General features: G+C 63.6%; 25 protein-coding genes. 9 read left to right on the top strand and 16 right to left on the bottom strand.

The window, feature by feature from the left end; translation table 11 throughout:
- The first annotated feature begins 1 nt into the window (after window position 1).
- A complete protein-coding gene (locus AC0NIH_RS16615; RefSeq protein ID WP_473462040.1) occupies window positions 2-709 on the top strand; it encodes a hypothetical protein in 708 nt (235 codons plus the stop codon).
- A gap of 51 nt (window positions 710-760) precedes the next feature.
- Here the strand turns inward: AC0NIH_RS16615 and AC0NIH_RS16610 are convergent, their stop codons facing one another.
- The 5 genes from AC0NIH_RS16610 to AC0NIH_RS16590 form a co-directional block, all read right to left on the bottom strand.
- Complete coding sequence (locus AC0NIH_RS16610) at window positions 761-1,810, bottom strand: ABC transporter permease (RefSeq protein WP_473462042.1); 1,050 nt, start codon at window positions 1,808-1,810, stop codon at window positions 761-763.
- Window positions 1,807-2,604, bottom strand: coding sequence for an ATP-binding cassette domain-containing protein (locus AC0NIH_RS16605; RefSeq protein ID WP_473462198.1), 798 nt, complete (start codon window positions 2,602-2,604; stop codon window positions 1,807-1,809). Before AC0NIH_RS16605 ends, AC0NIH_RS16610 begins: the two co-directional genes overlap by 4 nt.
- 87 nt (window positions 2,605-2,691) lie before the next feature.
- On the bottom strand, window positions 2,692-3,702 hold the full coding sequence (locus tag AC0NIH_RS16600) for a substrate-binding domain-containing protein (protein ID WP_473462045.1): 1,011 nt from the start codon (window positions 3,700-3,702) through the stop codon (window positions 2,692-2,694).
- Window positions 3,703-3,802: 100 nt separating this feature from the next.
- Window positions 3,803-4,708, bottom strand: coding sequence for a sugar phosphate isomerase/epimerase family protein (locus AC0NIH_RS16595; protein ID WP_473462047.1), 906 nt, complete (start codon window positions 4,706-4,708; stop codon window positions 3,803-3,805).
- 2 nt (window positions 4,709-4,710) lie between these two features.
- Window positions 4,711-5,739 carry a Gfo/Idh/MocA family protein gene (locus tag AC0NIH_RS16590; protein WP_473462049.1) on the bottom strand — a complete coding sequence of 343 codons (1,029 nt, stop codon included), beginning with the start codon at window positions 5,737-5,739 and terminating at the stop codon, window positions 4,711-4,713.
- A 293-nt stretch (window positions 5,740-6,032) separates the two neighbouring features.
- Here AC0NIH_RS16590 and AC0NIH_RS16585 point away from each other — a divergent pair, with 293 nt between their 5' ends.
- A complete protein-coding gene (locus AC0NIH_RS16585) occupies window positions 6,033-7,058 on the top strand; it encodes a LacI family DNA-binding transcriptional regulator (protein WP_023765099.1) in 1,026 nt (341 codons plus the stop codon).
- An 18-nt stretch (window positions 7,059-7,076) separates the two neighbouring features.
- Here AC0NIH_RS16585 and AC0NIH_RS16580 read toward each other — a convergent pair whose 3' ends face one another.
- The 3 genes from AC0NIH_RS16580 to AC0NIH_RS16570 all read right to left on the bottom strand — a co-directional run bounded on the left by AC0NIH_RS16580 (window position 7,077) and on the right by AC0NIH_RS16570 (window position 11,485).
- Window positions 7,077-7,391 (bottom strand): ferritin family protein, encoded by a 315-nt coding sequence (locus tag AC0NIH_RS16580; protein WP_140575523.1) that lies wholly within the window; start codon window positions 7,389-7,391, stop codon window positions 7,077-7,079.
- A 116-nt stretch (window positions 7,392-7,507) separates the two neighbouring features.
- Window positions 7,508-9,061: a trimethylamine methyltransferase family protein gene (locus AC0NIH_RS16575; RefSeq protein WP_473462052.1), complete on the bottom strand. Its 1,554-nt coding sequence runs from the start codon at window positions 9,059-9,061 to the stop codon at window positions 7,508-7,510.
- 12 nt (window positions 9,062-9,073) lie between these two features.
- Complete coding sequence (locus AC0NIH_RS16570; protein WP_473462054.1) at window positions 9,074-11,485, bottom strand: GcvT family protein; 2,412 nt, start codon at window positions 11,483-11,485, stop codon at window positions 9,074-9,076.
- Between the two features lie 300 nt (window positions 11,486-11,785).
- On the opposite strand from AC0NIH_RS16570, the gene AC0NIH_RS16565 reads away from it, so the two are divergent.
- A complete protein-coding gene (locus AC0NIH_RS16565; RefSeq protein WP_473462057.1) occupies window positions 11,786-13,276 on the top strand; it encodes an esterase-like activity of phytase family protein in 1,491 nt (496 codons plus the stop codon).
- A gap of 86 nt (window positions 13,277-13,362) precedes the next feature.
- Here the strand turns inward: AC0NIH_RS16565 and AC0NIH_RS16560 are convergent, their stop codons facing one another.
- Window positions 13,363-14,154: a L,D-transpeptidase gene (locus AC0NIH_RS16560; RefSeq protein WP_473462059.1), complete on the bottom strand. Its 792-nt coding sequence runs from the start codon at window positions 14,152-14,154 to the stop codon at window positions 13,363-13,365.
- A gap of 209 nt (window positions 14,155-14,363) precedes the next feature.
- Here AC0NIH_RS16560 and AC0NIH_RS16555 point away from each other — a divergent pair, with 209 nt between their 5' ends.
- A complete protein-coding gene (locus AC0NIH_RS16555) occupies window positions 14,364-15,836 on the top strand; it encodes an MATE family efflux transporter (protein WP_473462061.1) in 1,473 nt (490 codons plus the stop codon).
- A gap of 23 nt (window positions 15,837-15,859) precedes the next feature.
- Here the strand turns inward: AC0NIH_RS16555 and AC0NIH_RS16550 are convergent, their stop codons facing one another.
- A complete protein-coding gene (locus AC0NIH_RS16550) occupies window positions 15,860-17,068 on the bottom strand; it encodes an MFS transporter (RefSeq protein WP_473462064.1) in 1,209 nt (402 codons plus the stop codon).
- Between the two features lie 487 nt (window positions 17,069-17,555).
- Between AC0NIH_RS16550 and AC0NIH_RS16545 the strand changes: the two genes are divergently transcribed.
- Window positions 17,556-18,131, top strand: a complete 576-nt coding sequence (locus tag AC0NIH_RS16545) for a TMEM175 family protein (protein WP_287272275.1) — start codon at window positions 17,556-17,558, stop codon at window positions 18,129-18,131.
- A 241-nt stretch (window positions 18,132-18,372) separates the two neighbouring features.
- Here AC0NIH_RS16545 and AC0NIH_RS16540 read toward each other — a convergent pair whose 3' ends face one another.
- On the bottom strand, window positions 18,373-18,654 hold the full coding sequence (locus AC0NIH_RS16540) for a hypothetical protein (RefSeq protein ID WP_023765108.1): 282 nt from the start codon (window positions 18,652-18,654) through the stop codon (window positions 18,373-18,375).
- 224 nt (window positions 18,655-18,878) lie between these two features.
- Between AC0NIH_RS16540 and AC0NIH_RS16535 the strand changes: the two genes are divergently transcribed.
- Window positions 18,879-19,745, top strand: coding sequence for an SDR family NAD(P)-dependent oxidoreductase (locus AC0NIH_RS16535; RefSeq protein ID WP_287272272.1), 867 nt, complete (start codon window positions 18,879-18,881; stop codon window positions 19,743-19,745).
- Between the two features lie 3 nt (window positions 19,746-19,748).
- Here AC0NIH_RS16535 and AC0NIH_RS16530 read toward each other — a convergent pair whose 3' ends face one another.
- The 3 genes from AC0NIH_RS16530 to AC0NIH_RS16520 form a co-directional block, all read right to left on the bottom strand.
- Window positions 19,749-20,174 (bottom strand): low affinity iron permease family protein, encoded by a 426-nt coding sequence (locus AC0NIH_RS16530; protein ID WP_473462068.1) that lies wholly within the window; start codon window positions 20,172-20,174, stop codon window positions 19,749-19,751.
- Between the two features lie 353 nt (window positions 20,175-20,527).
- On the bottom strand, window positions 20,528-21,169 hold the full coding sequence (locus AC0NIH_RS16525; RefSeq protein ID WP_473462070.1) for a DapH/DapD/GlmU-related protein: 642 nt from the start codon (window positions 21,167-21,169) through the stop codon (window positions 20,528-20,530).
- 73 nt (window positions 21,170-21,242) lie between these two features.
- Window positions 21,243-21,758, bottom strand: a complete 516-nt coding sequence (locus tag AC0NIH_RS16520; protein ID WP_473462073.1) for a CreA family protein — start codon at window positions 21,756-21,758, stop codon at window positions 21,243-21,245.
- A gap of 210 nt (window positions 21,759-21,968) precedes the next feature.
- On the opposite strand from AC0NIH_RS16520, the gene AC0NIH_RS16515 reads away from it, so the two are divergent.
- The 3 genes from AC0NIH_RS16515 to AC0NIH_RS16505 all read left to right on the top strand — a co-directional run bounded on the left by AC0NIH_RS16515 (window position 21,969) and on the right by AC0NIH_RS16505 (window position 25,488).
- Window positions 21,969-22,547, top strand: a complete 579-nt coding sequence (locus tag AC0NIH_RS16515) for an SCO family protein (RefSeq protein ID WP_023778054.1) — start codon at window positions 21,969-21,971, stop codon at window positions 22,545-22,547.
- 88 nt (window positions 22,548-22,635) lie between these two features.
- Window positions 22,636-23,508 (top strand): 50S ribosomal protein L11 methyltransferase, encoded by an 873-nt coding sequence (locus AC0NIH_RS16510; protein WP_473462200.1) that lies wholly within the window; start codon window positions 22,636-22,638, stop codon window positions 23,506-23,508.
- Window positions 23,509-23,643: 135 nt separating this feature from the next.
- The gene (locus AC0NIH_RS16505) at window positions 23,644-25,488 is read left to right on the top strand and encodes an aminopeptidase P family protein (RefSeq protein WP_473462076.1); all 1,845 of its coding nucleotides are present in this window, start codon (window positions 23,644-23,646) and stop codon (window positions 25,486-25,488) included.
- 92 nt (window positions 25,489-25,580) lie between these two features.
- Here the strand turns inward: AC0NIH_RS16505 and AC0NIH_RS16500 are convergent, their stop codons facing one another.
- Together AC0NIH_RS16500 and AC0NIH_RS16495 are read right to left on the bottom strand one after the other, a co-directional pair.
- Complete coding sequence (locus tag AC0NIH_RS16500) at window positions 25,581-25,877, bottom strand: AzlD family protein (protein WP_473462078.1); 297 nt, start codon at window positions 25,875-25,877, stop codon at window positions 25,581-25,583.
- Window positions 25,874-26,602 carry an AzlC family ABC transporter permease gene (locus AC0NIH_RS16495; protein WP_473462080.1) on the bottom strand — a complete coding sequence of 243 codons (729 nt, stop codon included), beginning with the start codon at window positions 26,600-26,602 and terminating at the stop codon, window positions 25,874-25,876. The genes AC0NIH_RS16500 and AC0NIH_RS16495 overlap by 4 nt, the downstream gene beginning before the upstream one ends.
- Between the last annotated feature and the right edge of the window lie 226 nt (window positions 26,603-26,828).

Raw genomic sequence — 26,828 nt, 5'->3', positions numbered from 1 at the left:
GATGGCTACTCACTCACGCAAGGAACTGGTCGAAAAATATGTTAGGGCGGCGTGGATACTGAAAATCCGATTGATGAGCGCCCGACGTCACCTATGGGACAACGAAGCCTCGTTGATTCATATTGAAACTGCCTGCCTTCAAATACGAAAGGTATGCGAGACCATCGCATACCTTTGTGTCATCGCAGCCGAGATTGAGTTTGATGAGCCGCTTAGCCTAAGGGCCAACTACAAAGTCGGAGAGGTTTTCAAACGTCTTGCAAAAAACTCGAAACTTCTGTTTCCGGCTTACGCACGACTAACAGAAACTGACCAGCTCAACGATCAAACTATTTGGGTATTAGACATCAAGAAAGCAAAAGACGAAGATATTGAGCGCGTGAAGCGTATTCACAATAATATAGGCAACATTATGCACGAATTTTCTCCATTCAGAGAATTTCCGGCAAGAGGCGTATTGTCGCAAGCCCTTTTTCGCGATCTGAATGCCGTTCGAGCCGACCATCAATGGCTCTGGAATCAATTCTGGCAACATGCAAATCAGCTGAAGGGCACATTATTTTTTATAAACCTCGGCGATATGACAGAATCTACACAACCGATGATGATAAAAATCGAAGGATTTTTAGACGAAGCGATCGATATCGATTTTGACCCTAATTATATCGCCGATTTTACTGGTAGAATCAATTGGTCAGATTTCCAGTAGTTCGGATGCCGACCAGGGAGCCTCGTTAAGTATTTATAGCCTCCCACCCCTTCACCTATACCTTGCCTGGTTCCACTTGTGCCCGAGCAGCGACAGGATGATGATCAGGCCGTTGAAGAACTGCACGTAGAAGCCGCTCAGGCCTGCCGCCACGACGCCGGTCTGGATGAAGGACACAGTCACCGCGCCGATGGCGCCGCCTGCGACCGTGCCGATGCCACCCCAGGTCGGGGTGCCGCCGACGAACACCGAGGCCAGCACCGGCAGCAGGTAGCCATCGCCGGCGGTCGGCCACCAGGTGAAGTTGATCATCACCGAAAACGTGCCGGCAATCGCGGCCCCGATGCCGACGAAGACGAACACCTTCACCCGCACCCATTTGACGTCGATGCCCATCTGCTTGGCGCTGTCGGGGTTGTCGCCGACCACCTTCACCTGCGCGCCGAAGCGATGGCGGTTGTAGAGCATCGCCGACAGCACCACGAAGGCGATGGCCCAGAAGATCTGCACCGGGATGCCGTAGACCTGGCTGGAGAAGATCTTGTAGGCCGAGCTGTCGGCAAGGCCGGTCAGCGCCATCGACCTGCCCTCGTTGATGATCTGGATCAGGCCGCGCAGCAGAAAGTTCATGCCGAGCGTGGCGATCAGCGACGACAGCCCGCCATAGACGACCAGCGACCCGACGAGGAAGCCGAGCAGCACGCCGGTGACCAGTGCGGCGGCAATGCCGAGGAACGGATCGTAGCCGGCCTGCACCACCAGCGCGAACACCCAGGACGCAAAGCCCATCGTCGCCGGAAACGACAGGTCGATCTCGCCGCAGGTGACGACGAAGACCAGCGGCACCACCACGAACAGCGCGACTGGAAGCGTCGTCAGCACGGAGCTGTAGAGATACCAGGTGGTGAACACGGTCGGGTTGGCGATCATGAACACCGCCATCATGACGATGAACACGGCGAGCGTGCCGAGCGAGGCGCGGTTGTCGATGATGAAGCCGCGCAGCCAGTGGTCGGATGGATGCCTCCATTCCTTGCCGGCGGTATCGCCGCTTGAACCGCTGAAAGGGCTTTGCAGATCGGGTTCCATGGCCTTGCTCATCGCGCTCTCTGCTCCGTTTCGCCGCCATCGTGCAGTCCGGGCAGTCCGCCCGGATGCGCCACGTCTTCCATGAAGTTGATGAGCTCCTCCGCCGACTTGACCTCGCTGCGGTCAGTGGTCAGCGCCACCTTGCCGCGGTCCAGCACCACGAAACGGTCGGCGATGTCGAAGACATGATGGATGTTGTGGCCGATGAACAGGATCGAGCGGCCGCTCGCCCGCACCTGGCGCACGAAATGGAAGACCTTGGCGGTCTCGGTCAGCGACAGCGCCGTCGTCGGCTCGTCGAGGATGATCAGCTCCGCCTGCTTGTAGATGGCGCGCGCGATCGCCACGCCCTGGCGTTCGCCGCCCGACAGCTGGCCGACGATCGAATGCGGCGTGAACACCTTCGAGGTGAAGCCGATCTCGCGCATCAGCCGGCTCGCCTCCTCGATCTCCTTGTTAACCCTGAGAAAGCCCATGAAGCCGGTGAGCTCGCGGCCCATGAAGATGTTGCGCACGATGGTCTGCTGCACCGCCAGCGCCCGATCCTGGAACACCGTCTCGATGCCGGCGTCGCGCGAGCGCGCCGCACTCCATCCGGTCACCGGCTGGCCGCGCACCAGTATGTCGCCGCTGGTCGGCCTGACGACGCCCGACAGGATCTTGATCAGCGTCGACTTGCCGGCGCCATTGTCGCCGATCAGGCCGACCACCTCGCCACGGTCGACGCTGAGATCGACCCCGCCCAGCGCATAGACCTGGCCGTAGGACTTCTTGATGTCGCGCAGTTCGATGATGCGTTCGGCCATCGGATCCTCGCTTTTCATTGTCGCTTGCCGGCCTCGTCGCCAGCGGTCCTGCCGGCCGGGCTAAACCCGGCCGGCAGCCTTGGGAGGTCAGCGCAGCGCCTGCTTGGCGAGCTCTGAGACGATCTCGTAGTTCTGCGGCGTGACGAAGCCGGCGCCGGTGTCGACATTCATCGGCGCCAGACCCAGCACCACTTGCTGGCAAAGGCTAAGGATTGGCAGATAGCCCTGCATGAACGGCTGCTGGTCGGCCGTCAGCTGCACCCAGCCGCCCTTGAAGGCCTCGACGATCTGCGGGCTGGTGTCGAAGCCGAAATTGAAGATGTCGCCGGGCTTCCTGCCCGCCGACTGCATATAGGTCGGCACATTGCCGAGCATCTGGCCGCCCGGATAGCCGACCGCCTTTACATCGGGATTGTTGAGCAGCGCCGCCGTGATCACCGGTATCGCCAGATTGGGGTCGGATGCCCATTCGCCGCTCGGCGGAGACGACAGCTGGATGACCTCGACGCCGGCTTCCTTGAGTGCCGCCACCGTGCCACGCTCGCGTGCGCCACGGGCTTCGTTCTCGAACGGGCCGATCATGATCGCCTTGTCGCCGGCCTTGAGCTTACCAAGCTTGAACGCCTCGGCGCCGAGCGCACGGCCCTGCTGCTCCTGCTGGGCGCCGATATAGCCGCCGCCGAACGCTTCCACCACCTTCGGCACCGGGACGTTCTGGTACATCACCTTGATGCCGTCCTTGTGCGCCTGTTCGGCCAGCGGCATGATCGCGGCGTCGCCGGGATGGCCCATCATGGCGATACCGTTTGGCTTTACGGCGACGGCTTCGCGCAATTGCTGCACCATCTTCTCGACGTCCCACTGAGAGAAGATGTAGTCGACCTTCGGGCCGAGATCGGCCGCCGCCTGCTTGGCGCCATTATAGACGATGGTGCCGAAGGCGTCGCCCTCGGCGCCGCCGACGAAGAAGCGGATGTGGACGTCCTTGCACCATTGCGCGTCGAGCGCGTGGGCCGGCAGTGTCGAGATGGCGGCGGCGAGCGCCGTGGCGGCTGCCGCGACGGTCAGGCGAAATGTCGTTCTCTTGGCGATGCTCATGCACGTTCCTCCCTTTTTTGTCCTCGCAAGCGCGAGGGTTTCGACATTTGCTTCGGCAATGCGCCGCGCTTGGCTGGCCGGCTCCTCCCGCCGGCTTTCCTCACATCGGGTTCGGCAGGTAGCTCGCACCTCCCCGGCATTGCTTGAGATATTCCAGCGCTCGCACCTGCCCGGTGATCTCCAGGTCGCCGCGATAGACCGGATCGTGCCAGCCCTCGATGTCGATGGCGCCCTTGTAACCGGCAAGCCGCAATTCGCTGATCACCCGCGCCCAGTCGCTGTCGCCGAAGCCTGGCGTGCGCATCTGCACGAAGGGCAGCCGGCCGAACACGCCGTGCTCGCGGATGACATCCCAGCGCACCGTCGCGTCCTTGCCGTGGACATGGAAGATGCGCGGCGCCCATTTGCGGATCTGCGGCATCGGATCGATCAAATAGACGAGCTGGTGGCAAGGCTCCCATTCCAGCCCGAGATTGTCGTCGGGCAATTCGTTGAACATCAGCTCCCAGGCGTCGGGATTGTGGGCGATGTTCCAGTCGCCGGCGGCCCAGTTGCCGTCCATGGCGCAATTCTCGAAGGCGATGCGCACGCCCTTGTCGGCGGCGCGTTTTGCAAGCGGCCCCCACACCTCGCGGAAGCGCGGCAGGCTGTCGGTCAGCTTCTTGCCGCGCAGGCGCCCGGTGAAGCCGCTGACCGTCGAAGCGCCGAACAGATGCGCGTTGTCGATCACCGTTTCCCAGGCCTCGAGCACGCCGCGATCGACCTCGCCGCTCTCCAGCGGATTGCCGAACACGCCGAGCGAGGACACGGTGACGTCGGCGTCGCCGATCGCCTCGCGGATCTGCCCGGCCAGCCGCGGCAAATCCTTGCCGCCAAGCGTCTGCCAGAAGAAGGGCTGGATGCTCTCGAAGCCGAGCGGCAGGATCTGCTTGATATAACCAGCCGGGTCGTCGAGATTGGCCCGCACCATGGTGCCGATCCGAATGTCGAGAAGCGGGTTGGGCATCACTATGCTTCCTCTGCGATGGCGATGCGCCGTCCGGTCTCGGCGCTTTCGATGGCGCCGAAGACCATGGCCAGGCTCTTGATGTTGTCGGCACCATGCGTCTCCGGCTCGGTGCCGGTCTCGATGGCGTGCATGAAATCCTTGATGATGCCGAGATGGCCGTCGATGCGGTCGGCGGGATCGAGCGGCGGCACCTCGACCGGCTCGGTCTTGTCGAGCAGCCCGTCGCGGCCCGGCACCACCATTTCAGCCTTCAGCACATCGTGGCCATCCCAGATGAGGCAGCCGCGTTCGGCGACGATGCGCCAGCTGCCCTCCCAGCTGGTGCGGAAACCGGCGGCGCACCAGGAGCCGGCATAGGTGAAGACCTTTCCGCCGCCGAGGTCGAAGACGGCGCTGGCCGACGAGCCCTGCCGGTACCAGGAATTGGCCGGCTCCCATTCCTGGCAATGGACGCTGGCCGGCTCGCCGGCGACCATGTAGCGGGCGGCGTCGAATGTGTGGATCGCCATGTCGAGCAGCAGCACATGCGCCATCTCCTCGCGAAAGCCGCCGAAATGCGGCCCGATGAAGAAGTCGGCATGGATGCTGGTCGGATTGCCGATGGCGCCCGACTGAAGAAACCGCCGGATGCGCCTGACATTGGCGACGTAACGGCGGTTCTGCACCACGGCGTGCACGCGTCCTGCCTGTTTGGCTGCCTCGATGATGGCGCGGGCGTTCTGCGGACTGTCGGCCAGCGGCTTCTCGGTCAAGAGATGGCAATGATGCGCAAAGGCGGCAAAAGCGACATCGCGCCGGGCGGCGGGGACAACGACATCGAACACCGCATCAGGCTTTGTCTGCTCGAGCACCGCGTCGAGGCTGGTGCCGATGACGGCGCTGGTGAGATTGTATTCGCCCGCCCTCGCCTTCGCCCGTTCGGCGTCGAGATCGACAAGCCCGACAATGGCGAGCCCGTCGACCTGCCTCGCGGCATCGAGCCACTGTCTGCTCATCGCTCCACAGCCGACGAGGACGGCTTTCATCATCCGGCATTCCTCCCGTCCGGCCCCTCCAGGCCGAATGTCACGGCATCCACGGCGTCACCGTAAACGTTTTTCCGTAAACGTTTACGAGAACACACCCGATAGCGTAGAATGTCAATCGGCTGCTTCTCGAAAATCATCCCGAAGCCTTGGCCTGAATGGCAGCCGGTGCTAGAGCAGTTCAGCCTTTCAAGAAACGGCGAACTGCTCTAACTCTTTGTTTTGACGCAATTCCGGGCGAAAACCGCTTCGCACTTTTCGTGGAATTGCGTCGGCCAAGGCGGGGGAATTGTCCTTTGGCGTCCAGCATTCATGACCTTGCCCGTCACCTGAACATTTCGATCGGCACCGTGTCTCGGGCGCTGAACGGCCGCGCCGATGTCAATGCCGACACGCGCCAGCGCGTGCTCGAAGCCGCCAAGAAGCTGAACTATTCCCCGAACCAGTCGGGCCGCAGTCTCAGGCAAGGCGCCACCCATTCGATCGCCTTCATGCTGCAGCCGCATCCGGGCGACCAGCAATATGGCGAACCCTTCTTCATCCCGTTCCTGATCGGACTGCAGGCGAAGCTCGCCGAGCATGGCCTCGATCTGATGGTCGTCATGGGTGAGCCCGGCCAATATCAGCAGGAGCGGTTGCGCCGCGTGGTTGAGACGCGCTTGGTCGATGCGGTCGTGTTGGCCAATACACGAAGGGAAGACGATCGGATTGATTATCTCAGCAAGGCAGGCTTTCCCTTCGTCACGCTTGGCCGAAGTCAGTCCGGTGGCGACACCTATCCTTCTCTCGATATCGATTTCGAGAGGGCGGGTGATGAAGCCGTCGACCGCCTGGTGGCGCGTGGACACCGGCGCATTGCCGCCATCCGCCCTTCACTTGATCTCAACTTCGGCTACCTGTTTCTCGACGGCTACCGCAAGGCGCTGAAGCGGCACGGCATCGAGGTCGACCCCGACCTGATCGCCGACGGCTTCATCAACGAGGCCGGCGGCTACCAGGTGACGCCGCAAGTCATGCGCTCCAAGGACCCACCGACGGCCATCATCTTCAACAATGACGCGATGGCGCTTGGCGGCTGCAAGGCGCTGGCCGAGATGGGAATCAAGCCGGGCCATGACATGGCCGTGATCGTCATCGTCGACACGCCGCTCTGCCGCTACTTCTCGCCGACGCTGACCGCCTTCCGTCCGGCACTGGAGGCAATGGGCCGGCGGCTGGCGGAAATGCTGCTGGCCTCGCTCCCCGCCTTCGCCGGCCCCGAAGGGCCGCGCATCATCCGCGAGGTCTGGCCGCTGGAGCTGATCGCGCGCGACAGCGATTGATGGAGGCGAAGAAGGTGCTCAGTCCACCTTCTTCTCGCCCTTCTCGCCGGCCTCGACGATATCGCCCGTGGTGAACAGGATTTCCTTCAGTTCCGCCCGCCAATCCTCCTTCTGGCGCAGCAGGAATTCCAGGTCCATGCCGAAATGCTTGAACTCCTCGCCTTGCGCGTTCTTCATGATGGCGCGAGCCTGCGGATCTTTCTCCACCGACATGCGCTGTTCGTACCAGGAGATCGCTTCCGCCTCCTCGATCAGCGAAGTGATCATGCGCGCAAAGGTCCGCACCTTCTGCGACAGTTCCTCAGGCGGTTCGTGATACTGGTCGAAACCCATGGTGTCGGTCCTCCCCTCAAAATGGCTCGCCGGTGCCGATGGGCACCGGCCGCAAACCATGAATGCGGGGAAGGCACTGCAAGTTCCGGATCGCACCACAACCGGGACGGTCGGCCTTATGACACGGGCGGCGCTCCGCCTTCTTCGGTGCGCCGCGCGATGAACTCGTCGAGCACCCCGGCTGTGGCGGCGGCTGTCGCCGGAGCTTCGAAATCGGCAAGGATGCGCCTCCAGACGCCGGTGGCGCGCTCGCTCGCCGTCTTCGATCCGCTTTGCGTCCAATTGCCGAAATTCGACCAGTCCGCCACCAGCGGTTCGTAGAAAGCCGTACGATAGCGCGCCATCGTGTGGCCGGCCGAGAAGAAATGGCCGCCCGGCTGCACCTCGGCGATTGCCTCGAAGCCGATGGAATCGTCGTCGCCGGGCGTCGCCGCACAGAGTTCGGCGACCGTCTGCAACGCCTCGACGTCGGTGACCAGTTTCTCCAGGGAAACGCTCAAGCCGCCTTCCAGCCAGCCGGCGGCATGAATGCAGACCGTGGCGCCGGCCAGAACCGAACCCCACAATGCGAATTGCGTCTCATGCGCGGCCTGCGCATCCGAGATATTGGCCGCGCTGCCGCCGCCGGACCGCCACGGCAGGCCGATGAAGCGCGCCAGTTGGCCGGCGCCCAGCGTTGCCTTGACATGTTCGGGCGTGCCGAAGGCCGGCGCTCCGGACTTCATGTCGACATTGGAGGAGAAGGAGCCATAGACGACTGGCGCGCCGGGCCGCACGATCTGCGCCAGCGTCAGCCCGGCCAGCGCTTCGGCATGCTGCAGCGTCAGCGCGCCGGCAACGGTGATCGGCGCCATGGCGCCCGCCAGGCAAAACGGCGTGATGATCGAGACCTGCCCCGCTTTGGCGAAATCGATGATGCCTTGCGCCATCGGTATGTCGAGCTGACGCGGCGAGTTGGTGTTGATGACGGTATAGCACCAGGCGTTCGAGCGGAACGCCTCCTCCGAAAGGCCGCGCGCCAGCCGCAGCATCTCGAAACCGTCCTCGACCTGCGGCGTGCCGCGCGCGAACACGAAGGGAAACTTGTCGGACAGCGTCAGCTGCGCACGATTGACGGCATAGTGGCGAAACCGGTTGTCGACATCCTGCGGCTCGACGCAGGGACCGAGCATATGCAGGACATCGAAATGCTGCACCAGCTTGATGAACTCCTCGAAGGCGGCGAGCGTGCCTGGCCGCCGGCCGCGCTCGAGATCGGTGACATTGGGCGCCCCGCTTCCGGCAAGAAACGTCATCGACCCGAGTTCGAGCGTCAGATCGCGGGAAGGATCGCCACTACGGGCATGGATCGACCTCGGCGCCGAGGCCAGCGCCGCCGCCACCATGTCGCGGCCGATGCGCACCATGTCGGTGTCCGGGTCGACCAGGGCGCCGGCGCGGGCGAGAACCTCGCGTGCCTGCGGCAGCAGTACCTTGATGCCGAGTTCTTCCAGCACGCGCAGCGCCGTGTCGTGGATCGAGGCGACCTGGTCGTCCGAAAAGATCGGCTGCGGCAGGAACGGGTTCTTCAGCGACCGGTAATTCGGCCGGCGGCTGCTTTCGCTGCCGGCCTCGCCCGTGCGTCCGCGCCTGCGCTCGCGCCTGGCCTCACGTGCCGCCTCATCGATCATCGGAAATCCTCCTCATTGCCGCATCGCCTTGCCCAACGGATCGTAGGGCGAGGCCGCGATGACCCGCGCCGGCCGCTCGACGCCGACAATGTGCACCGAAAGCGCCGTCTCCTCCTCGGCAGAATCGTCGTCCACCAACGCCAGCGCGACGCTCTTGCCGATCGTGTAGCCAAATCCGCCCGACGTGACGAAGCCGACGCGCCTTCCGTCGCGCCAGATAGGCTCGAAGCCGCTGGCGTCGGCGTCGAGCGCATCGATCTCCAGCGTCACGATCCGTTGAGACGTGCCCGTCTGGCGCTCCCTCAGCGCCGCCTCGCGGCCGATGAAATCACCCTTGTCGAAGGCGATGAAGCGGTCGAGCCCGGTCTGGCCAGGCCTGTAGCCCTGCGTGAATTCGCGCGACCAGATGCCGAAGCTTTTCTCCAGCCTGAGCGCATTGAGCGCGTAGTAGCCGATCTCGGCCAGGCCGAGATCTTCGCCTGCGGCAAGCAGCGTCTCGCGCAGCGTCGCATGCATGGCCACCGGGCAACTGATTTCGAAGCCCAGTTCGCCGGCGATGGACAGCCGGGCAACCCGCGCCCGCACCACGCCGACATCGAACGCCCCGCACGACATGAACGGCAACGCCTTGCCGGACACGTCCTGGTGCGTTGTGCGTTCCAGGATCTTGCGCGCGTTCGGCCCGGTCAGCAGGAAGCCGCTCATCGCGTCGGAAAGATCGGTGACCGAAACACCGTCGGCCGCGTGGCTCTCGAACCAGCGCATGTGGAATTCCCTGAGATAGTAGGAGCCCATCAGCCAATAATCGCCACCGCCCCAGTTGATCACGGTGATATCGCCTTTCAGCCGCCCATCTGGCCCCAGCATCGGCGCGAGCCGCGCCTGTCCCGCTTTCGGCAGGTTGCAGGCGAGCAGCCGGTCGAGCCATGCCTGGGCGCCTGGCCCCGACACCGCGTAGCGCGAATAGGCCGAGATATCGACGAGGCCGGCGGCCCGCCGCACCTGCAATGCTTCGTCGCCGACGATGTCGAAGGCATTGGAGCGCTTGAGCGTGGTGTTCTCGCGAAAACCCATCGGCGCGAAATAGGCCGGAATTTCCAGCCCCCACGACGCCGTCCATTCGCAGCCCGCCGCGCTCATGCCGTCATAGGCGCCGGGGCGCTTCAAGGGTCGGCCCGCGGGCAGCCGCTCATTGGGAAAGGTCATGACGAAACGGCGCGAATAGAACTGCCGCGTCGTCTGCCTGAGATATTCCCGGTTGGCGGCGAAGGCGCCATAGCGGGCGATGTCCATGCCGAAGATATCGGCCTGCGGCTCGCCGAAAATCATCCACTCGGCCAGCGACTTGCCGACGCCGCCGCCCTGGCTGAAGCCGGCCATGACGCCGCAGGCGACCCAATAATTCTTGAGACCGCGCACCGGCCCGACGATCGGATTGCCATCCGGCGTGAAAGTGAAGGCGCCATTGACCCATTTGCGGATGCCGGCCGTCGCCAGGCACGGAAAGCGCTCATGCGCCTTGGCGAGTTCCGGGCTGATGCGGTCTATATCTTCCGGGATGAGCTCGATGCCGTAGTCCCATGGCGCCCCATCCATGTTCCAGTGCTTCGGGTTCTGCTCGTAGACACCGAGCAGCACGCCCTTGCGCTCCTGGCGCAGGTAGGAAAAGCCGTCGAGATCGACGGCGATGCCGATTTCCCGGTCCAGCGCCGCGATCTCCGGAATGTCCTCGGTGATGAAATAGTGATGCTCCATGGGCGTCACCGGCAGGTCGACGCCGGCCATGCGGCCGAGCTGCTTTGCCCACAACCCGCCGGCGTTGACGACATGCTCGGCGACGACGGTGCCCTGCTCGGTAACGACGTCCCAGTGGCCGTCGGCGCGCGACTTTAGCTCGACGACCAGGTTGCGCAGGATGATGTCGGCGCCGCGCTTCTTCGCCGCGCCAGCATAGGCATGGGTGGTGCCGTAGGGATCGAGATGGCCCTCGTTGGAATCGTGCAGTCCGCCGAGCACGCCGGTGACGTCGACGATCGGGCAGAGTTCTCTGATCTCTTGCGGGCCCACCAGCCGGGCGGTCTCGATGCCGACCGACTGGAACACCGCCCAGGCCGATTTCAGCCACTCCCAGCGCTGGGGATCGCTGGCGACGTTGACGCCGCCGGTCATGTGCAGGCCGATGTCCTGGCCGGATTCGGCTTCGATCTCGCGGTAGAGGTTGATCGTGTAGTCCTGCAGCGCCGCCACATTGGGGTCGGCGTTGAGCGCATGGAAACCAGCCGCCGCATGCCAAGTCGAACCGGCGGTCAGTTCGGCGCGCTCGATCAGCGCCACATCCGACCAGCCGAACCGCGTCAGATGGTAGAGCACCGAGGCGCCGACCACGCCACCTCCGATGACGACTGCGCGGTAGTGCGACTTCAAGGCTTCCCTCCCCTGTTCGAGGGCGGCACCATAGACGTACTGGACATATGTGTCTAGTCCGGGCTGCCGACTTGCCGCACTGGGCGAAACTCCGCGTGGCAAAGCGCCATCGATTCGGTCACACGAATGCGCTTCTTTGCTGGTGCACGAACAAGCCGGCGGGCACGCACCGCCGCTGTCACGCAAGCATCATGTTCACGACGTAGATCGCTTTCGGGGAGGCGCGCGCGGCATCATCGAGGTGACGCCTCCTTCAGCTTTCGGCCGCTCCGGCACGCTTCGTCACAAAGAGGATTGTCCATGAAACACCTGCACCGAACCGCGTCGCTTGGCGTCGCGCTGGCCTTGTTCACAGCCTTGACGCCGGCGCTCGCCGACGGCACCGCGACCGTCGGCGGCCTTGTCAACAAGGGCCCCGTCAACAAGGGCCTCGTCGGCGTCGGCCGCATCCCGGCCGCCCAGCGCGACAAGTTCGGCGAAACCTTCGGCTCGGGCTCCGGCATGTCGATCGACACATCGGGCTGGACGCATGACGCTGCCGGCTACAAGGGCTCGCTCTGGCTGCTGCCGGACCGCGGCTACAATGTCGCCGGCACCACCGACTATCGCCCGCGCCTCAATACGATCGGCATCGAGTTTAACCCCGTCGCGCCGGGCGCCGCCCCAGCTACCGGCCAGGAACAGACCGGCGTCAAGGCGACGCTCGCCGACAGCATGCTGCTCACCGACGACAAGGGCGCCGACGCCACCGGCCTCGATCCGCTGTCGGACGTGCGCGCCGCCGCCGGCGACTTGCCGATGCTGCCCGCCGCCACCAACGGCAAGCTCGCCCTCGACAACGAGGCGATCGTGCGACTGCCCGACGGCTCGATGTTCATCTCCGACGAATATGGCCCCAATATCTACCGTTTCTCCGGCGAAGGCCGCCTGATGTCGGCGACCCAGCCGCCGGCTGCCCTGGTGCCGATGCGCAAGGGGACACCGAACTTCTCCTCCGACAATCCCGGCCCCGGTGCCGCCGAGCCCGATCCCAAGGATCCGGAAACCGGCCGCCAGAACAACCAGGGCCTCGAAGGCATGGCGATGACGCCGGACGGCAAGTTCCTGATCGCCGTGCTGCAGTCCGCGACCCGGCAGGATGGCGGCGATTCTCCTGCGACGCGGCAGAACACCAGGGCCTTGGTCTATGACGCGTCCGATCTCGCCCACCTGAAACTGGCACATGAGTATGTCGTGCCGCTGCCGGTATTCAAGGATGCCAAGGGCAAGACCAAGGTCGCCGCGCAAAGCGAGATCGTGGCGTTGTCGGACACATCCTTCCTGATGCTGGCGCGCGACAGCGGCAACGGTCAGGGCGTGAAGGGCGACACCTCGCTCTATCGCGAAATCAGCATCGTCGACGTCTCCACGGCCACCGACATCGCCGGCACGGATTTTGACAAGGACAGGCCGGTCGCCCCCAAGGGTGTGCTCGATCCGTCGGTGACGCCGGCCAAGCTGACGCCGTTCATCGACATCAACGACAATGCCCAGCTCGGCCGCTTCGGCCTGCACAATGGCGCGCCGAACGACCACGACAACCTCTCGGAAAAATGGGAAGCGATGTCGCTGGCAAGCGTGCTCGATCCGAAACTGCCCGACGACTATTTCCTGTTCGTCGCCAACGACAACGACTTCCTGGCCCAGGATGGTTTCCAGGTCGGCGCGCCCTACAAGGCCGACGACGGCGCCAATGTCGACACCATGTTCCTGGTCTATCAAGTGACGCTGCCCGGCCTCGCCAAGAAGTAGCGATCACAGCTCAGGCGGGCGGGCCTGGCGCGCCCGCCTGGGCTGCCGCGAATAATTGAGCCTTGCTAGGGACCCCGCGAAGGCGCTTACTTCAAGAACTCCGCGTCTTTCGGCACGCCCGCATCGATCGGCTCGGCTGTCCTGCTCGACACGGCCATGATCTTGCCGGCGGACGACAAATTGGGGCGCACGAAGACCTGGGCCGGACCGTTGACGCGGCTGTAGAGGTCGATGATGTCCTGATTCATGAAGCGCACACAGCCGGACGACGCGTTCTTGCCGATGGAATCCCACTCCGGCGTGCCGTGCAGCCGGTACATCGTGTCCTTGCCGTCGCGGAACAGATAGAGCGCGCGGGCGCCGAGCGGGCTCTGCGGACCGGGCGGCATGCCGTCCTTGTATTTCGCCAGTTCCGGCCGGCGCTGGATCATTTCCGGCGGCGGAGTCCACACCGGCCACTTCTTCCTCGCCTGGACCACGGCGCTGCCGGTCCAGCCGAAACCGGCCTTGCCGAGGCTGACGCCGTAGCGGACGGCCTTGCCGCCATCTTGCACCAGATAGAGGAAGTGCTCTGACGTATCGACGACGATCGTGCCGGGCTTTTCGCCGGTCGGGTCGGCCACGACCTGGCGCACGAACTTCGGATCGAGCTTGGTGACCGGGATTGCCGGCAGTTGATAGCCCTCGTCGGTGCGCGCCGCGTACATGCTCGCGGCGTCACCGAAAGCCGCATCGGGCGGCGCGGCGGCCACCGGCGGCGGCGGCGCAACATCCGTCGTGGAGCACGCCGAAAGGGCCATCGCGGCCGCGCCCAAAGCGGACGCACTCAGAAACGCTCGCCGGTTCAGGCGCTCGGAAAACAGCGGAATATCGGACATGACCCCCCCAGCTCAACCGCAAGATCCAACAGGAACGCGGCCCCCATCAGGATCAATATCCCATTCCGGAAGCTTTGAGAACATGATTAGATCGAGGCGCGCCAGAAGACCCGATGCCAATCTTTTCCGGCACCGCATCGACCTGTCCCGCTGAATCGGCGATCATCGCGGATCGGTCTCAAGATCAAGCCTTCGCCGGATTGCCAGACATGGACGAAAAAATGCCCACGCGCCGGCGCACCGGCGACCTGACCAGCGGACCGATCCCACGCACGCTGCTGCTGTTCGCCCTGCCGGTGCTCGGCTCCAACGTTCTGCAGTCGCTCAACGGTTCGATCAATGCCGTCTGGGTCGGCCGCTTCCTCGGTGAATCGGCGCTGACCGCCACCTCCAACGCCAATCTGGTGCTGTTCCTGATCCTCGGCACCGTGTTCGGAATCGGCATGGCGGCGACCATCCTCGTGGCGCAGTCGGTCGGCGCCCGCGACCTGCCCGAGGCGCGCCGCATCGTCGGCACCAGCGCCACCTTCTTTTTCCTCGTCTCGATCATCTTCGCGGTCTGCGGCTGGATCTGGGTCGACGCCATCCTCAACACGCTCGGCACCCCGGCCGACGCCTTGCCGCTGGCCCGTTCCTACCTGCGCATCATCTTCGTGGCCGTGCCGATGATGAACCTTTTGTCCTTCGTCATGACCGTGCTGCGCGGCGCCGGTGACTCGCGCACGCCCTTCATCTTCATGGCGCTCGCGGTCGTCCTCGACATCGTCCTCAATCCGCTGCTCATCCGCGGCATCGGGCCGTTTCCCGAACTCGGCATCGCCGGATCGGCGACCTCCACACTGATCGGCCAGACGGTGAGCGTCATCGCCATCCTCGTCGTGCTCTATGTACGCAAGCATCCGTTGCGGCTGGCCGGCGCCAACCTCGCCCTGCTGCGGCCAGACGCTGCCTTGCTGCGCATCGTCGTCTTCAAGGGCGTGCCGATGGGCCTGCAAATGGTCGTCATCTCGGCGGCGGCACTGACGGTGATGGGCATCGTCAATTCCTACGGTTCGCAGGTCGCCGCCGCCTACGGCATCGCCGCGCAATTGTGGACCTATATCCAGATGCCGGCGCTCGCCATCGGTGCCGCGGTCTCCTCCATGGCGGCGCAGAATGTCGGTGCCGGCCGCTGGGACCGGATCGGCCGGGTCGCTGCCTCCGGCGTCGGCTTCAACCTCGTCCTGACCGGCGCCCTCGTCGCGCTGCTGTGGTTCTTCGACCGCTCCATCCTCAGCCTGTTCCTGAGCAGCGACAGCGCGGCGATCGATATCGCCGCCCACATCAACAGTGTCGCGTCCTGGTCATTTGTCCTGTTCGGCATCACCATCGTGCTGTTCGCCACGGTCCGAGCCACGGGCGCGGTGATGCCGCCGCTGATCATCCTGGTGATCTCGGTGCTGGTCGTGCGCACCGGCTTTGCCTATTTCATGCGCGGCGTGCTCGGCGAGGAAGCGCTGTGGTGGAGCTTTCCAGCCGGCTCGATCACCTCACTCGTGCTGGCCGCGGCTTACTACCGCTTAGGCGGCTGGCGCACCTTGCACATGATCGAGAACAGGCCGGCTGCCGGCGAGCCGCCTGACACCGGACTTGGGGTGCCGCGCCAGCGCGCCAACATGGCGCCTGAAATGCCAAACGGCTGAGATTCGGCCGGGCCCTTGTCATCTCAGCGCCGATGTTTCAGCCCGAAAGCCAGCGCTACCACCGCGAATACGATAATCATGGCGGCGAATGCCAGGCTTGCGGCGATCGGACTGGCATAGGTCGAGACGATCCCGATTCCGATGACCGGCAAGGCGTTGCCGACGAAGCAGCAGACGAAGAAGCTCGACACAATTTCGGCGCGACGATCATCCGGCGCGATCTCGTTCACCACCTGCAGGCCGCCGCGATAGCCAAGCGCCGCCACGACGCCGCAGCAGGCGGTGGCCGCGATCATCAGCACCATCGATGCCAGCATCTGTGCCGCCACCACCAGCAGGACGCTGGGGACCATCAGGGCAAGCGCGGCCAACATGACCTTGCTGCTCTGCACCTGCTTCAGCACCACGATGCTGACCGCGGCGACGATCGCCAGTTCGAAGAACAGCGCGCCGGCGACGGCGTGGTTGGTTTCCTGCAGCTGCTGCGCCAGAATACTGGGAGCCAGGGCGGCATAGAAACCGACCAGCGCCATCGCGCCGAAGCCGGTCACCGCCGGCGCAACGAAGCGCGCGCGTATCTCCTGCGGAACGGAGAGTTGCGGCCGCATGGAAATCTGATTGACGCCACCCGGCTTCGCGATCGTTTCAGGGGTGCGCCAGACCAGGATCGTCACCACCACGAGTGCCGCCAGAAAGACGATGAAGACCAGCCGCAACGGCCAGGGCTCATATTGTGCCAGCAGTCCCGAAACGAGCGCGCCGAATCCGAGGCCGAGGAAATTGGTGCCGGTGGCAATGACGCTGGCGCGCGACTTGTCGGCATTGGGGAGAAGCTCGGCGATCCACGCGGTTCCTGTCCCTGCGCCAATGCCTATGCCAAGCCCGCTCAGGATGCGCGCTATGTCGAGCGACAGAACATTTTCGGCAAACAGGAAGACAAGCCCGCTGACGATGGCGACGCCCATCGCCGCCAGGGCCGCTGGCCGGCGCCCGACAACGTCCGATGCGCCGCCAAACACCAGCAAGGCGGCGAGATTGCCAACGACATAGACCGCATAGATCAGCGTCAGCGTGATCTGCGAAAAACCGAATTGCTGCTTGTAGATGATATAGAGCGGTGTCAGTGCCGTGCTGCCGGCAAACAGCACGGCAATCATCGCGGCGACAGTCGGAATCGCAAGAGCGTCGCCGCGAGCCGCTTCTTGCGTATGCGCCAAATCGCGAAATGTCATGGCCAACCTCCCTTCCAGCCTCGGGATCGCGATCTTAACGCGTCCTCATTCCCGACGTTCCGGCCGGCTGGCAGGCTCCTGACACCACGGTGGGCTGAGAGCAATTCCAGGAAAGTGTGAAGCGGTTTTCCGGGGAAAGCGCATTTGCGCTTTCCCTTGGGAATTGCGTCAAAACAAAAAACCAGAGCCTCAACGGGAGAGCCGCCGACTGAAGAAGGTTCGGATCGAGGCCGGCGGCCTCTTGCCGGGCGCGATCTTGCATTTGCCGGGGCGCGGCCTGTGCGGCGGCCGATGCGGCGGGCGCACGATGATGACTGGCGGACGAACGACATGGGCCCGCGAGAGATAGCCGGAACTGACCCAGCCGCTGTGCCACGGTTTCCACCGACATAGTTGAGGAATTTCCCAAGCGCCGTTTATCGGCTCGGCAACATAGGCTAACAATTTACTTTCTTTCGACAATTCCTTGCGGGCAAGGGGCGGGATCATGGGCAAAGGCAGGGTCGAGGCATTCACCGACGGCGTGGTGGCCATCATCATCACCATCATGGTGCTGGAACTGAAAGTGCCGCATGGCGAGGATTTTTCCGCCCTGGCACCGTTGTGGCCGATCTTCTTCTGCTACGTGCTGTCGTTCATCAACGTCGGCATCTACTGGAACAATCTGCACAACATGTTCCATACCGTGCAACGCGTCGATGGCCGCGTGCTGTGGGCCAATCTCAACCTGCTGTTCTGGCTGTCGCTGATGCCGGCAACGACCGCCTTCATGGGCGAGAACCACTTTGCGCCGGTGCCGGTCGCCGTCTATGGCGCCGATCTCGCACTCTGCGCCATCGCCTATACGATCCTGGCCGCCGCGCTGCACCGCCTGCACGGCAACGACACAGCCTTTGCCAAGGCACTGGGACACGATCGCAAGGGAAAGATCTCGCTCGCCGTCTATATCGCGGCCGTCGTGCTGACCTTCGTCAGCCAGTGGATCGGCGTAGCGCTCTATGTGCTGGTCGCCTTGATCTGGCTGGTGCCGGATACGCGTTTCGCGCGGATGATCGAAAAGTAGACCTTCCCGGAATTGCTCTTTGTTTGACGCAATTCAGGACGGAAAACCGCTTAACACTTTTCCTGAAATTGCTCTTTGTTTGACGCAATTCCGAACGGAAAACCGCTTAACACTTTTCCTGGAATTGCTCTTTGTTTGACGCAATCCCGGACGGAAAACCGCTTCACACTTTTCCTGGAATTGCTTTTTGTTTGACGCAATTCCGGACGGAAAACCGCTTCACACTTTTCCTGGAATTGCTCTATCTGCGCATCGCTTTCAGCTTTTCCGCCACCGAAGCGGCCAGGTCGGCATAGCGCTCCTCCAGCCGCTCCGCCGCCTTGATGATCAAAAAATCATGGCCGAACTTTTCCAGCGCCATGCGCAGTTTCTCGACGAACTCGGCCTGTTTCTCCAGCGCGGAAAACAGCGTCTTCACCTGCGCTTCGCTGATATCGGGATTGGCCAGCATCTGCGGCACCTCGCGTCCCATCTGGTCGCCGGTGGCGGTCTGTTCCTTCAGAATTGCAATCCAATCCGTCAATCGAAAAATCTCCGTTGATCCCGGCAAAAGTCTCCTTTGCCTCGACAAAAGTCTCCTTTTGCCCCGGCAAAAACTCCTTTTTGCCCTGGCAAAAGTCTCCTTTTGCCGAGGGCAGCATGCGCAGCCTCGACCGGCATGGTCAACCCGAACACACGCTGACGGAGGCTTGCGCAAGCCCGTTGCGGCGCTAAGTTCGGCGCCATCGAAAGAAGGAACCCATCACCATGATCCCCGACGCTGAAATCCAGACCGCCCTGCCCGCGCTTGCGCCGGGCAACACCGCCGTCATCACCGGCGCCGCCAGCGGCATTGGTCTGGCAGCGGCAAAGCGGCTTGCGCTGATGGGCATGAAGATCGTGCTTGCCGACATTGGTGGCGCGCGTCTTGACGATGCCTCCCGGGCGGTCTCCGCCATTGCCGGCGACGACGCTGTGCTGGCCGTTGCCGCCGACGTCTCGAAGGCCGATGAGGTCGATCGTCTCGCCGACCGGGCATTCGGCGCCTTTGGCGATGTTTCGCTGCTGATGAACAACGCCGGCGTCGGCGACAATCCCGGCAAACCCTGGGAGAACCGCGAGGACTGGAAGCGGCTCCTCGACATCAATTTCTGGGGCGTCGTGCACGGCGTCGGGGCCTTCGCGCCGCGCATGCTGGCGTCGGCCAGGCCGGGCCTGATCGTCAACACCGGCTCCAAGCAAGGCATCACGACGCCGCCCGGCAACCTTGCCTACAACGTCTCCAAGGCCGGCGTGAAGACGTTCACCGAGGGCCTGGCGCACGCCTTGCGCAACGAGCCCGGCGCACGCCTGTCGGCGCATCTGCTGATCCCCGGCTTCACCTATACCGGCCTCACCGAAGGCGCGAAGGAAAAGCCGGCCGGGGCCTGGACCGGCGAACAAGTCATCGATTTCATGCTGGAATCGCTGGTCAGGGGCGACTTCTACATCCTGTGCCCGGACAATGACGTGGCGCGCCCGCTGGATGAAAAGCGCATGGCCTGGGCGATCGGCGACATCATCGAAAACCGCCCGGCCCTGTCGCGTTGGCACCCCGACCACAAGGATGCTTTCGCGGCCTTCATAAAAGGCTGACCGTCAAGCGGCCTGCTTCTTCGTCCCGCGCTTTTGCGCCGTGGCCTTCTTCGCAGCCGTGGCGGCGATCTTCTGGTCATGCCGCCGCGCCGCCCGTTCGCATTTGGAGCGAATTTCCTCGACCTCGGACTCCGTCAGATGCTCGATGCCAATGAAATGATTGTGGGCACGGCTCACCCGGATCAGTTCGTCGAGCTTGGCCTGGATTGCCGCGCCGTCACGGTTCTGGGTGTTCTGGATCAGAAACACCATCAGGAAGGTGATGATGGTCGTGCCTGTGTTGATCACCAATTGCCAGGTGTCCGAGAAACCGAAGTAGGGTCCGGTTACCGCCCAGACGACGACGATCAGACAGCAGACGGAAAATGTCAGCGGCAGGCCGGCTACATGGGCGACCCAGTTGGCGATCTTGGTGAAATGCTTTTCCATGTGTCGAAATCCCTCGATGGCTGCCGCGATGAGAAACATCCGGCGGCCGTTTCGGGTTCCAACCGGGCGACAAATGCGTCAGGCGCAATTGAATACACGCAAAGCGCGCATGTGAGGGAAAACACGCCTTATCGGGTTAAATGTCATGGTGACCGTGCAGGCAAAAGTGCCTGTTCCTTCCGCTTCACGGCGGTTTACCTCCAGCCCCTTCCGCCGCGCCACCCCCGCATGGCGGAAGGGGTTTCAGTCCGGAGAGCGCGGAAAATGGCAGCTTGCTTCGCAGCGCCGCCTCAACCTGCGGATTGCCTCGCTCAACGGAGTGCGGAACTTCGAGACAACGGCAGGATGCCGGCCTAAAAGGCCTGGTTTTCCCAGCGATCGAGGAACGCCTCGATCGGCATCGCCTGGATATCGGGAACCGCCCGGGCGAGTTTCTCGACCGGCCAGTCCCACCAGGCAAGAGCTTCGATTCGCCCCGCGACGGCAGCGGAAAAGCGTGCCCTGAGCGGCTTCGCCGGCATGCCGGCGACGATGGTGTAGGACGGCACATCATGGGTCACCACCGCATTGGCGCCGACGACGGCGCCATTGCCGATGGTGATGCCGGGCATGATCACCGCGCCGTGGCCGATCCAGACATCATGGCCGATGGTCACGGCTTTCGACTGCCGCCGATCGCGGAAGGCGGCGTCGACGCCCAGCCAGCGGAAATACTCGTTCGGCCGATAGCTGACCTTGTGCTGGGTCAGTCGCTCGATCGGATGCTCCAGCGCGTTGATGCGGCTGTTGGCGGCGATCGAGCAGAATTTGCCGATGGTGGTGTAGATAGCCTCCGAATGGCGCTCGAAATAGGAGAAGTCGCCGACATTGACTTCCCGCAACACCACCCGTTCGCCGATCGCGGCATAGCGGCCGAGCTTGCACGCCTTCAGTTCCGCGGTCGGATGGATGCGCGGCTCGGAGTCCTTCAGCACGAGATCTTGGGAACGGTCCATGACGGCGGCTTTACGTCAGAGCAACCACGCCCGCAAGCCGCGAACAATTGGCCGTCAGGCCAATCGCGCGAATCTAATTCGGCTTGCCTTTGCTCCACACCACGTTCTGGCCGTAGAGCGGCACTGTCGTGACCGACATTTTGGCCGAGCCGTTCTGCACCTGGCGCGAATGCGAGAGATAGATCAGCGTATCGTTGGCCTTGTCATAGATGCGGTTCACCACCTGCTTCTTCCAGATCAGGCTGATGCCTTGCTTGAAAACCTCCTCGCCGCCCTCGCCCATGTCGATGTCGCCGATGGTGATCGGCCCGGTCTGGCGGCAGGAGATCGAGGAATCAGAGGGATCCTCGAACCAGTTGCCCTTGTGCAGGCGGTCGATGATACTGCGGTCGAAATAGGAGACGTGGCAGGTCACGCCTTCCACGTTCGGATCCTTGATCGCCTCGACGATGATGTCGTTGCCGACCCAGTCGACACCAACCTTGCCGACTTCCTCGGCGACCGCAGCGCCGGTGCCAAGTACGACGCACGCAGCCAACGCGCCGATCAGTTTTCGCCCAATCCGTCCGCGCCCAATCGATTCGAGCAAGTGGAGCCTCCTGCGGTTCGAGTTGCCGGTCTCAGGTGGGGCGAGGACCAATACATTGCAAGGTGCGATCGAAACGCCGGGTACTGCCACGGCCGGTTGCGTCAACGCGGCATCTTTGCGTGTACCCGGTCGAACCGCTAAGACTGTCGGCCGAACAAGGGAGCGTGGCTTCGGCCGGCACCCGATGAAAGTTACAGACGGACTTTTCTGATGATGCGTTCTATCCTGGTCGGCATTCTCATCCTCATGGCGGCCGGCATCGGCTGGCTGACTTTCGACTGGTATCGCGGCCACTATGGCGGCGAACCGTTCGGCGCCCCCTTCACCCTGGTCGACCAGAAGGGCGCGCCGATCACCGAGGCCGCGTTCCGGGGCCAGCCCAGCGTTGTCTTCTTCGGCTTCACCCATTGTCCGGAAGTCTGCCCGACCACGCTGTTCGAACTCGCCGGCTGGCTGAAGACGCTCGGCGACGACGGCAAGAACCTGCATGCCTATTTCGTCTCTGTCGATCCCGAGCGCGACACGCCGGCGGTGATGAATGCCTATGTCAGCAATTTCTCCGACCGCATCATCGGCATCTCCGGCGATCCGGACAAAGTCCACGCCATGGCCAAGTCGTTCGGCATCTACTGGAAGAAGGTCGACACCGGCGACGGCGACTACACGATGGACCACACCGCCTCGGTGCTGCTGCTCAACGGCAAGGGCGATTTCGCCGGCACGATCGCCTATGGCGAAAGCGCCAGCACCGCTGTCGAAAAACTGAAGCGCCTCGCGGCCAAGGGCTAGAGCCTGATCCCGAACCAAAGGACCGCGTCAGCGAAAAGTGGAAGCCGGTTTTTCGGACAAGATCATGCTCAAAGAGAAACTTAACCTGATGACCCAGACACGGCTCCATTTCACCACCGGCAAGGTCGAGGCGGAGCGTATTTTTGTGGCCCTTGAGATGGCCTTCGAGGATGAAGGCCTGCCGATCGCGGTGCTGGAGGTCGACGAAGACAAGGACATTCACGAAGTCTCGCTCTATGCCGACGGTGACGTCGACGCAATCGAGGCGCGGATGAAGGACATTCTCGCCGGCCTCACCCTGTCCAAGCCCGTCGAGCGCGAGGCGCTGCCCGACATCGACTGGGTAGCGCGTTCGCTGGAAGGGTTGAAGCCGGTGCGCGCCGGGCGTTTCTTCGTCCATGGCGCGCATGACCGCAGGAAGCGCCACAGCGGCGAACTCGCCATCGAGATCGAGGCCGGCCTCGCCTTCGGCACCGGCCACCACGGCACCACCTCGGGCTGCCTCGAAATGCTGGAACGGGTGGTGCGGCGCGAACACCCGCGCAATGCGCTCGACCTCGGCACCGGCAGCGCCGTTCTGGCGATCGCCGTTGCCAAGCTGGCGCATATTGCGGTGCTCGCCACCGACATCGATCCGGTGGCGGTAAAGGTCGCCGCCGCCAATGCGCGGCTCAACCACGTCAAGGCTCTCGTCGAGACGGTAACGGCGCCGGGCTTTCACCACCCGATCTTCGGCAAGCGCGCGCCCTTCGATCTCATCATCGCCAACATATTGGCGCGGCCGCTGATGCGGCTGGCGCCGCAAATGGCCGGGCACATCGCGCTTGGCGGCTCGATCGTGCTGTCAGGCATTCTCGAGCGCCAGCGCGACGCGGTCATCTCGGCCTATGTCGGCCAGAACTTCCGCCACGTGCGCACGCTGCACCGCGAAGGCTGGGTGACCATCCACCTTAAGCACTGACCGCGGAGTTCGCACGGCGCTGGACCAAGCCCACTCGGTTGTCAGCCAGGCGAGGCTGTAGCAGTTTGCGCCGCTGGAAATCGATTCCGATTTCCCAAGCCATAAGCTACGCTCGGGCGTGCAAGGAGGCCCATCATGTTCCAGACCTTCGATTCCGCGGGTGACCTGGCAGTCGGCAAGCCGCGCGTGGCGCTGCTGCGTCAATGGCTGAGCGGCAATGGCCTCGACGGCTTCATCGTTCCGCGCGCCGACGAGCATCAGGGCGAATATGTCGCCGATCGCTCGGCGCGGCTGAAATGGCTGACCGGCTTCAGCGGCTCGGCCGGTGTCGCCATCGTCCTGCGCGACCGCGCCTTCATCTTTGTCGACGGGCGCTACACGCTGCAGGTGCGCAGCGAGGTCGATCTCGACATCTTCTCGGTCGAAAGCCTGGTCGACAACCCGCCCCCGGTCTGGCTCAAGGACAATATCGGCAAGGGCGCGCGGCTGGGCTTCGATCCATGGCTGCACACGGTCGGTGAGGTCAAGGCGCTGCAGGCAGCGGCCGACAAGATCGGCGCCGTGCTGGTGCCGCTGACCAGGAACCCGATCGACATCATCTGGAAGGATCAGCCCGCGGCACCGGTGGCTCCCGTCGAGTTGCACCCGATCGGCTTTGCCGGCGAACTTGCCAAGGACAAGCTGGCGCGGCTGGCGGAGGCGATCGGCAAGGACGGCGCCACCCATGCGGTGCTGACCGACCCCTCCTCCATCGCCTGGGCCTTCAACATCCGCGGCGGTGACGTGCCGCACACGCCGCTGGCGCTTGGCTTCGCCATCCTCGCCGCCGACGGATCGCACCAGCTGTTCATGGACAAGCGCAAGTTCTCGCGCCAGGTCGCCGCCTATCTGACCCAACTCGCCGATTTGCATGAGCCCGGCGAATTCGAAGCCGCCATCGTGGCGCTTGCCAAGGGCGGCGCCAGGATCGCGCTCGACCCGGTGCTGACGGCCGACCGGCTGCGCATGCTGGTCGAGGACAATGGTGGCACCGTGGTTGCCGCGCCCGACCCGGCCCGCATCCCGCGCGCCACCAAGAACCAGGCCGAGATCAACGGTTCGCGTGCCGCGCATCGCCGTGACGGCGCGGCGGTAGCGAAGCTTTTGTGCTGGCTGGAGCGCCAGAAACCCGGCTCCCTCGACGAGATCGCGGTCGTCACCCGGCTGGAGGAAACGCGCCGGCAGACCGGCGAGGAAACCCAGATGCCGCTGCGCGACGTCTCCTTCGACACCATTTCCGGCGCCGGGCCGAACGGCGCGATCATGCATTACCGCGTGTCGCGTGCCACCAACCGCAAGCTCAAGGCTGGCGAGCTGTTCCTGCTCGATTCCGGCGCGCAATATCAGGACGGCACCACCGACATCACCCGCACCGTGCCCATCGGCCAGCCGACCGAGGAAATGCGCGAACGCTTCACGCTGGTGCTGAAGGGCATGATCGGCATTTCCACGCTGCGCTTCCCCGCCGGCACGCGCGGCTCGGAGATCGACGCCGTCGCCCGCATGGCGCTGTGGAAGCACGGCTGCGACTTCGCCCACGGCACGGGACATGGCGTCGGCTCGTATCTCGCCGTACACGAAGGCCCGCAGCGCATCGCCCGCACCGGGACGGAGAAGCTGCTCGAAGGCATGATGCTTTCGAACGAACCCGGCTACTACAAGGAAGGCTCCTACGGCATCCGAATCGAGAACCTGATCCTGGTGACGCCGGCGGCAGAAATCGAGGGCGGCGACATCGCCATGCACGGCTTCGAGACGCTGACGCTGGCGCCGATCGACATCAGGCTGGTGCGATCGGATCTGCTGACACGCGACGAGTTGCACTGGCTTGACGCCTACCATGCCCGCGTGCTGGCCGAAATCGGCCCGATGCTCGACGGCGAAACGCTGGCCTGGCTGGAAAAGGCAACAGCGCCATTGCCGCACGACGCCAAGATTTGAGGTGAGCTTCTTTCTCCCGGTTTTACGGGGAGAAATGCCCGGCAGGGCAATGAGGGGCGGCGCGGACGGTCGAAACGTTCGCGCCGGCAAAATCACCCCACAAACTGCCGGGCCGCTATGAGCACCGCCGCCCCCGCCAGAAACATTGCCATCAGCCCGCCGCGCAGCGAAACCACCGCAGTAACGACCAATGCCGCCCATTCCGCCACTCCGGCGTTCAACAGTTCCGGCGCTACCAGCGTCGTCAGCACCGCCGCGGGCACGGCATTGAGGCCTGCCTCGACCCGAGGATGGATGTTGTCGAAGCGCGAGATGACCAGATGCCCGCCGATGCGCGTCAGATAGGTCGCGACCGCGCCGGCGATGATGATCCAGAATGTTGTGCTCATGGCCGCTCTCCCACGCCGCTATGGTGCGGCGGCAGGACGACGGCGAGCAGCACGCCGGCAATGGCGCCGATCGAGACGTGCCAGGGCGAGCCGACCGTCTTGTAGGCGATGATCGAGGCGGCGCCACTGGCGATCACCACCGGCAGCCACAGCGGCCGCTTGCGGAAGCCCATCACCAGGCCGAGGAAGTAGATCGGCAGCAGGAAATCGATGCCCAGCGCATGGGTGTCGGGAATGAGCTTGCCGAACATCGCACCAAGTGCGCTTTCGATCACCCAAAACACGTAGACGGGCAGGCCCAGTCCCAGATACCAGGCAAAACCGACCGTCTTTCCGGATTGCGCCCTCGCCTCGGCCACCGCGAATTGCGGATCGGTGAGAATGAAATAGCCAAGCGCTTGTTGGATGATCGGCCAGTGCGCGATGCGCCGGCCGATGCCGGCGGAATAGAGCACATGGCGGAAATTGACGGCAAAGATCGACAGCACGATCAGCGACGGCGCGACGTGCTGGCCGAACAACTGGATGCCGACCATCTGGCTGGCGCCGCCATAAACCAGCGCGCTCATCAGGAACGCTTCGAGGACCGAAAAGCCCTGGTCGACGGCAAGCGCCCCAAACAGCACCGCGAACGGCGCTGAAGCGACCACGACAGGCATTGAGAGCCGCACGCCCTGCCAGAAATCGCTTCGATCGCCGCCCTGCGAAATCACGTCCGTCGCCATAAACCACTCCTGATGCATGTGGCCCAAAAATGCGTAGCGGTTTTGGGATTACGACATGCACAACAACTAATGCATGTCGCCCAAAAGTGACCCGGTTTTGGGGGAACGACATGCACAAAAACAAAGACCTAAAGCGCGTCGCATGAATCCGCTTCAGCGCGACGCGCTTTAGGAGTGGCGGTATGTAGGTGGCATGCCCGGCCTTGTCACACGAATTCGCTTGAGC

The sequence above is a fragment of the Mesorhizobium sp. WSM1386 genome (assembly GCF_055901595.1).
The sequence above is the reverse complement of the archived record's forward strand: the minus strand, read 5'-3'. Positions and strand labels throughout refer to the sequence as shown.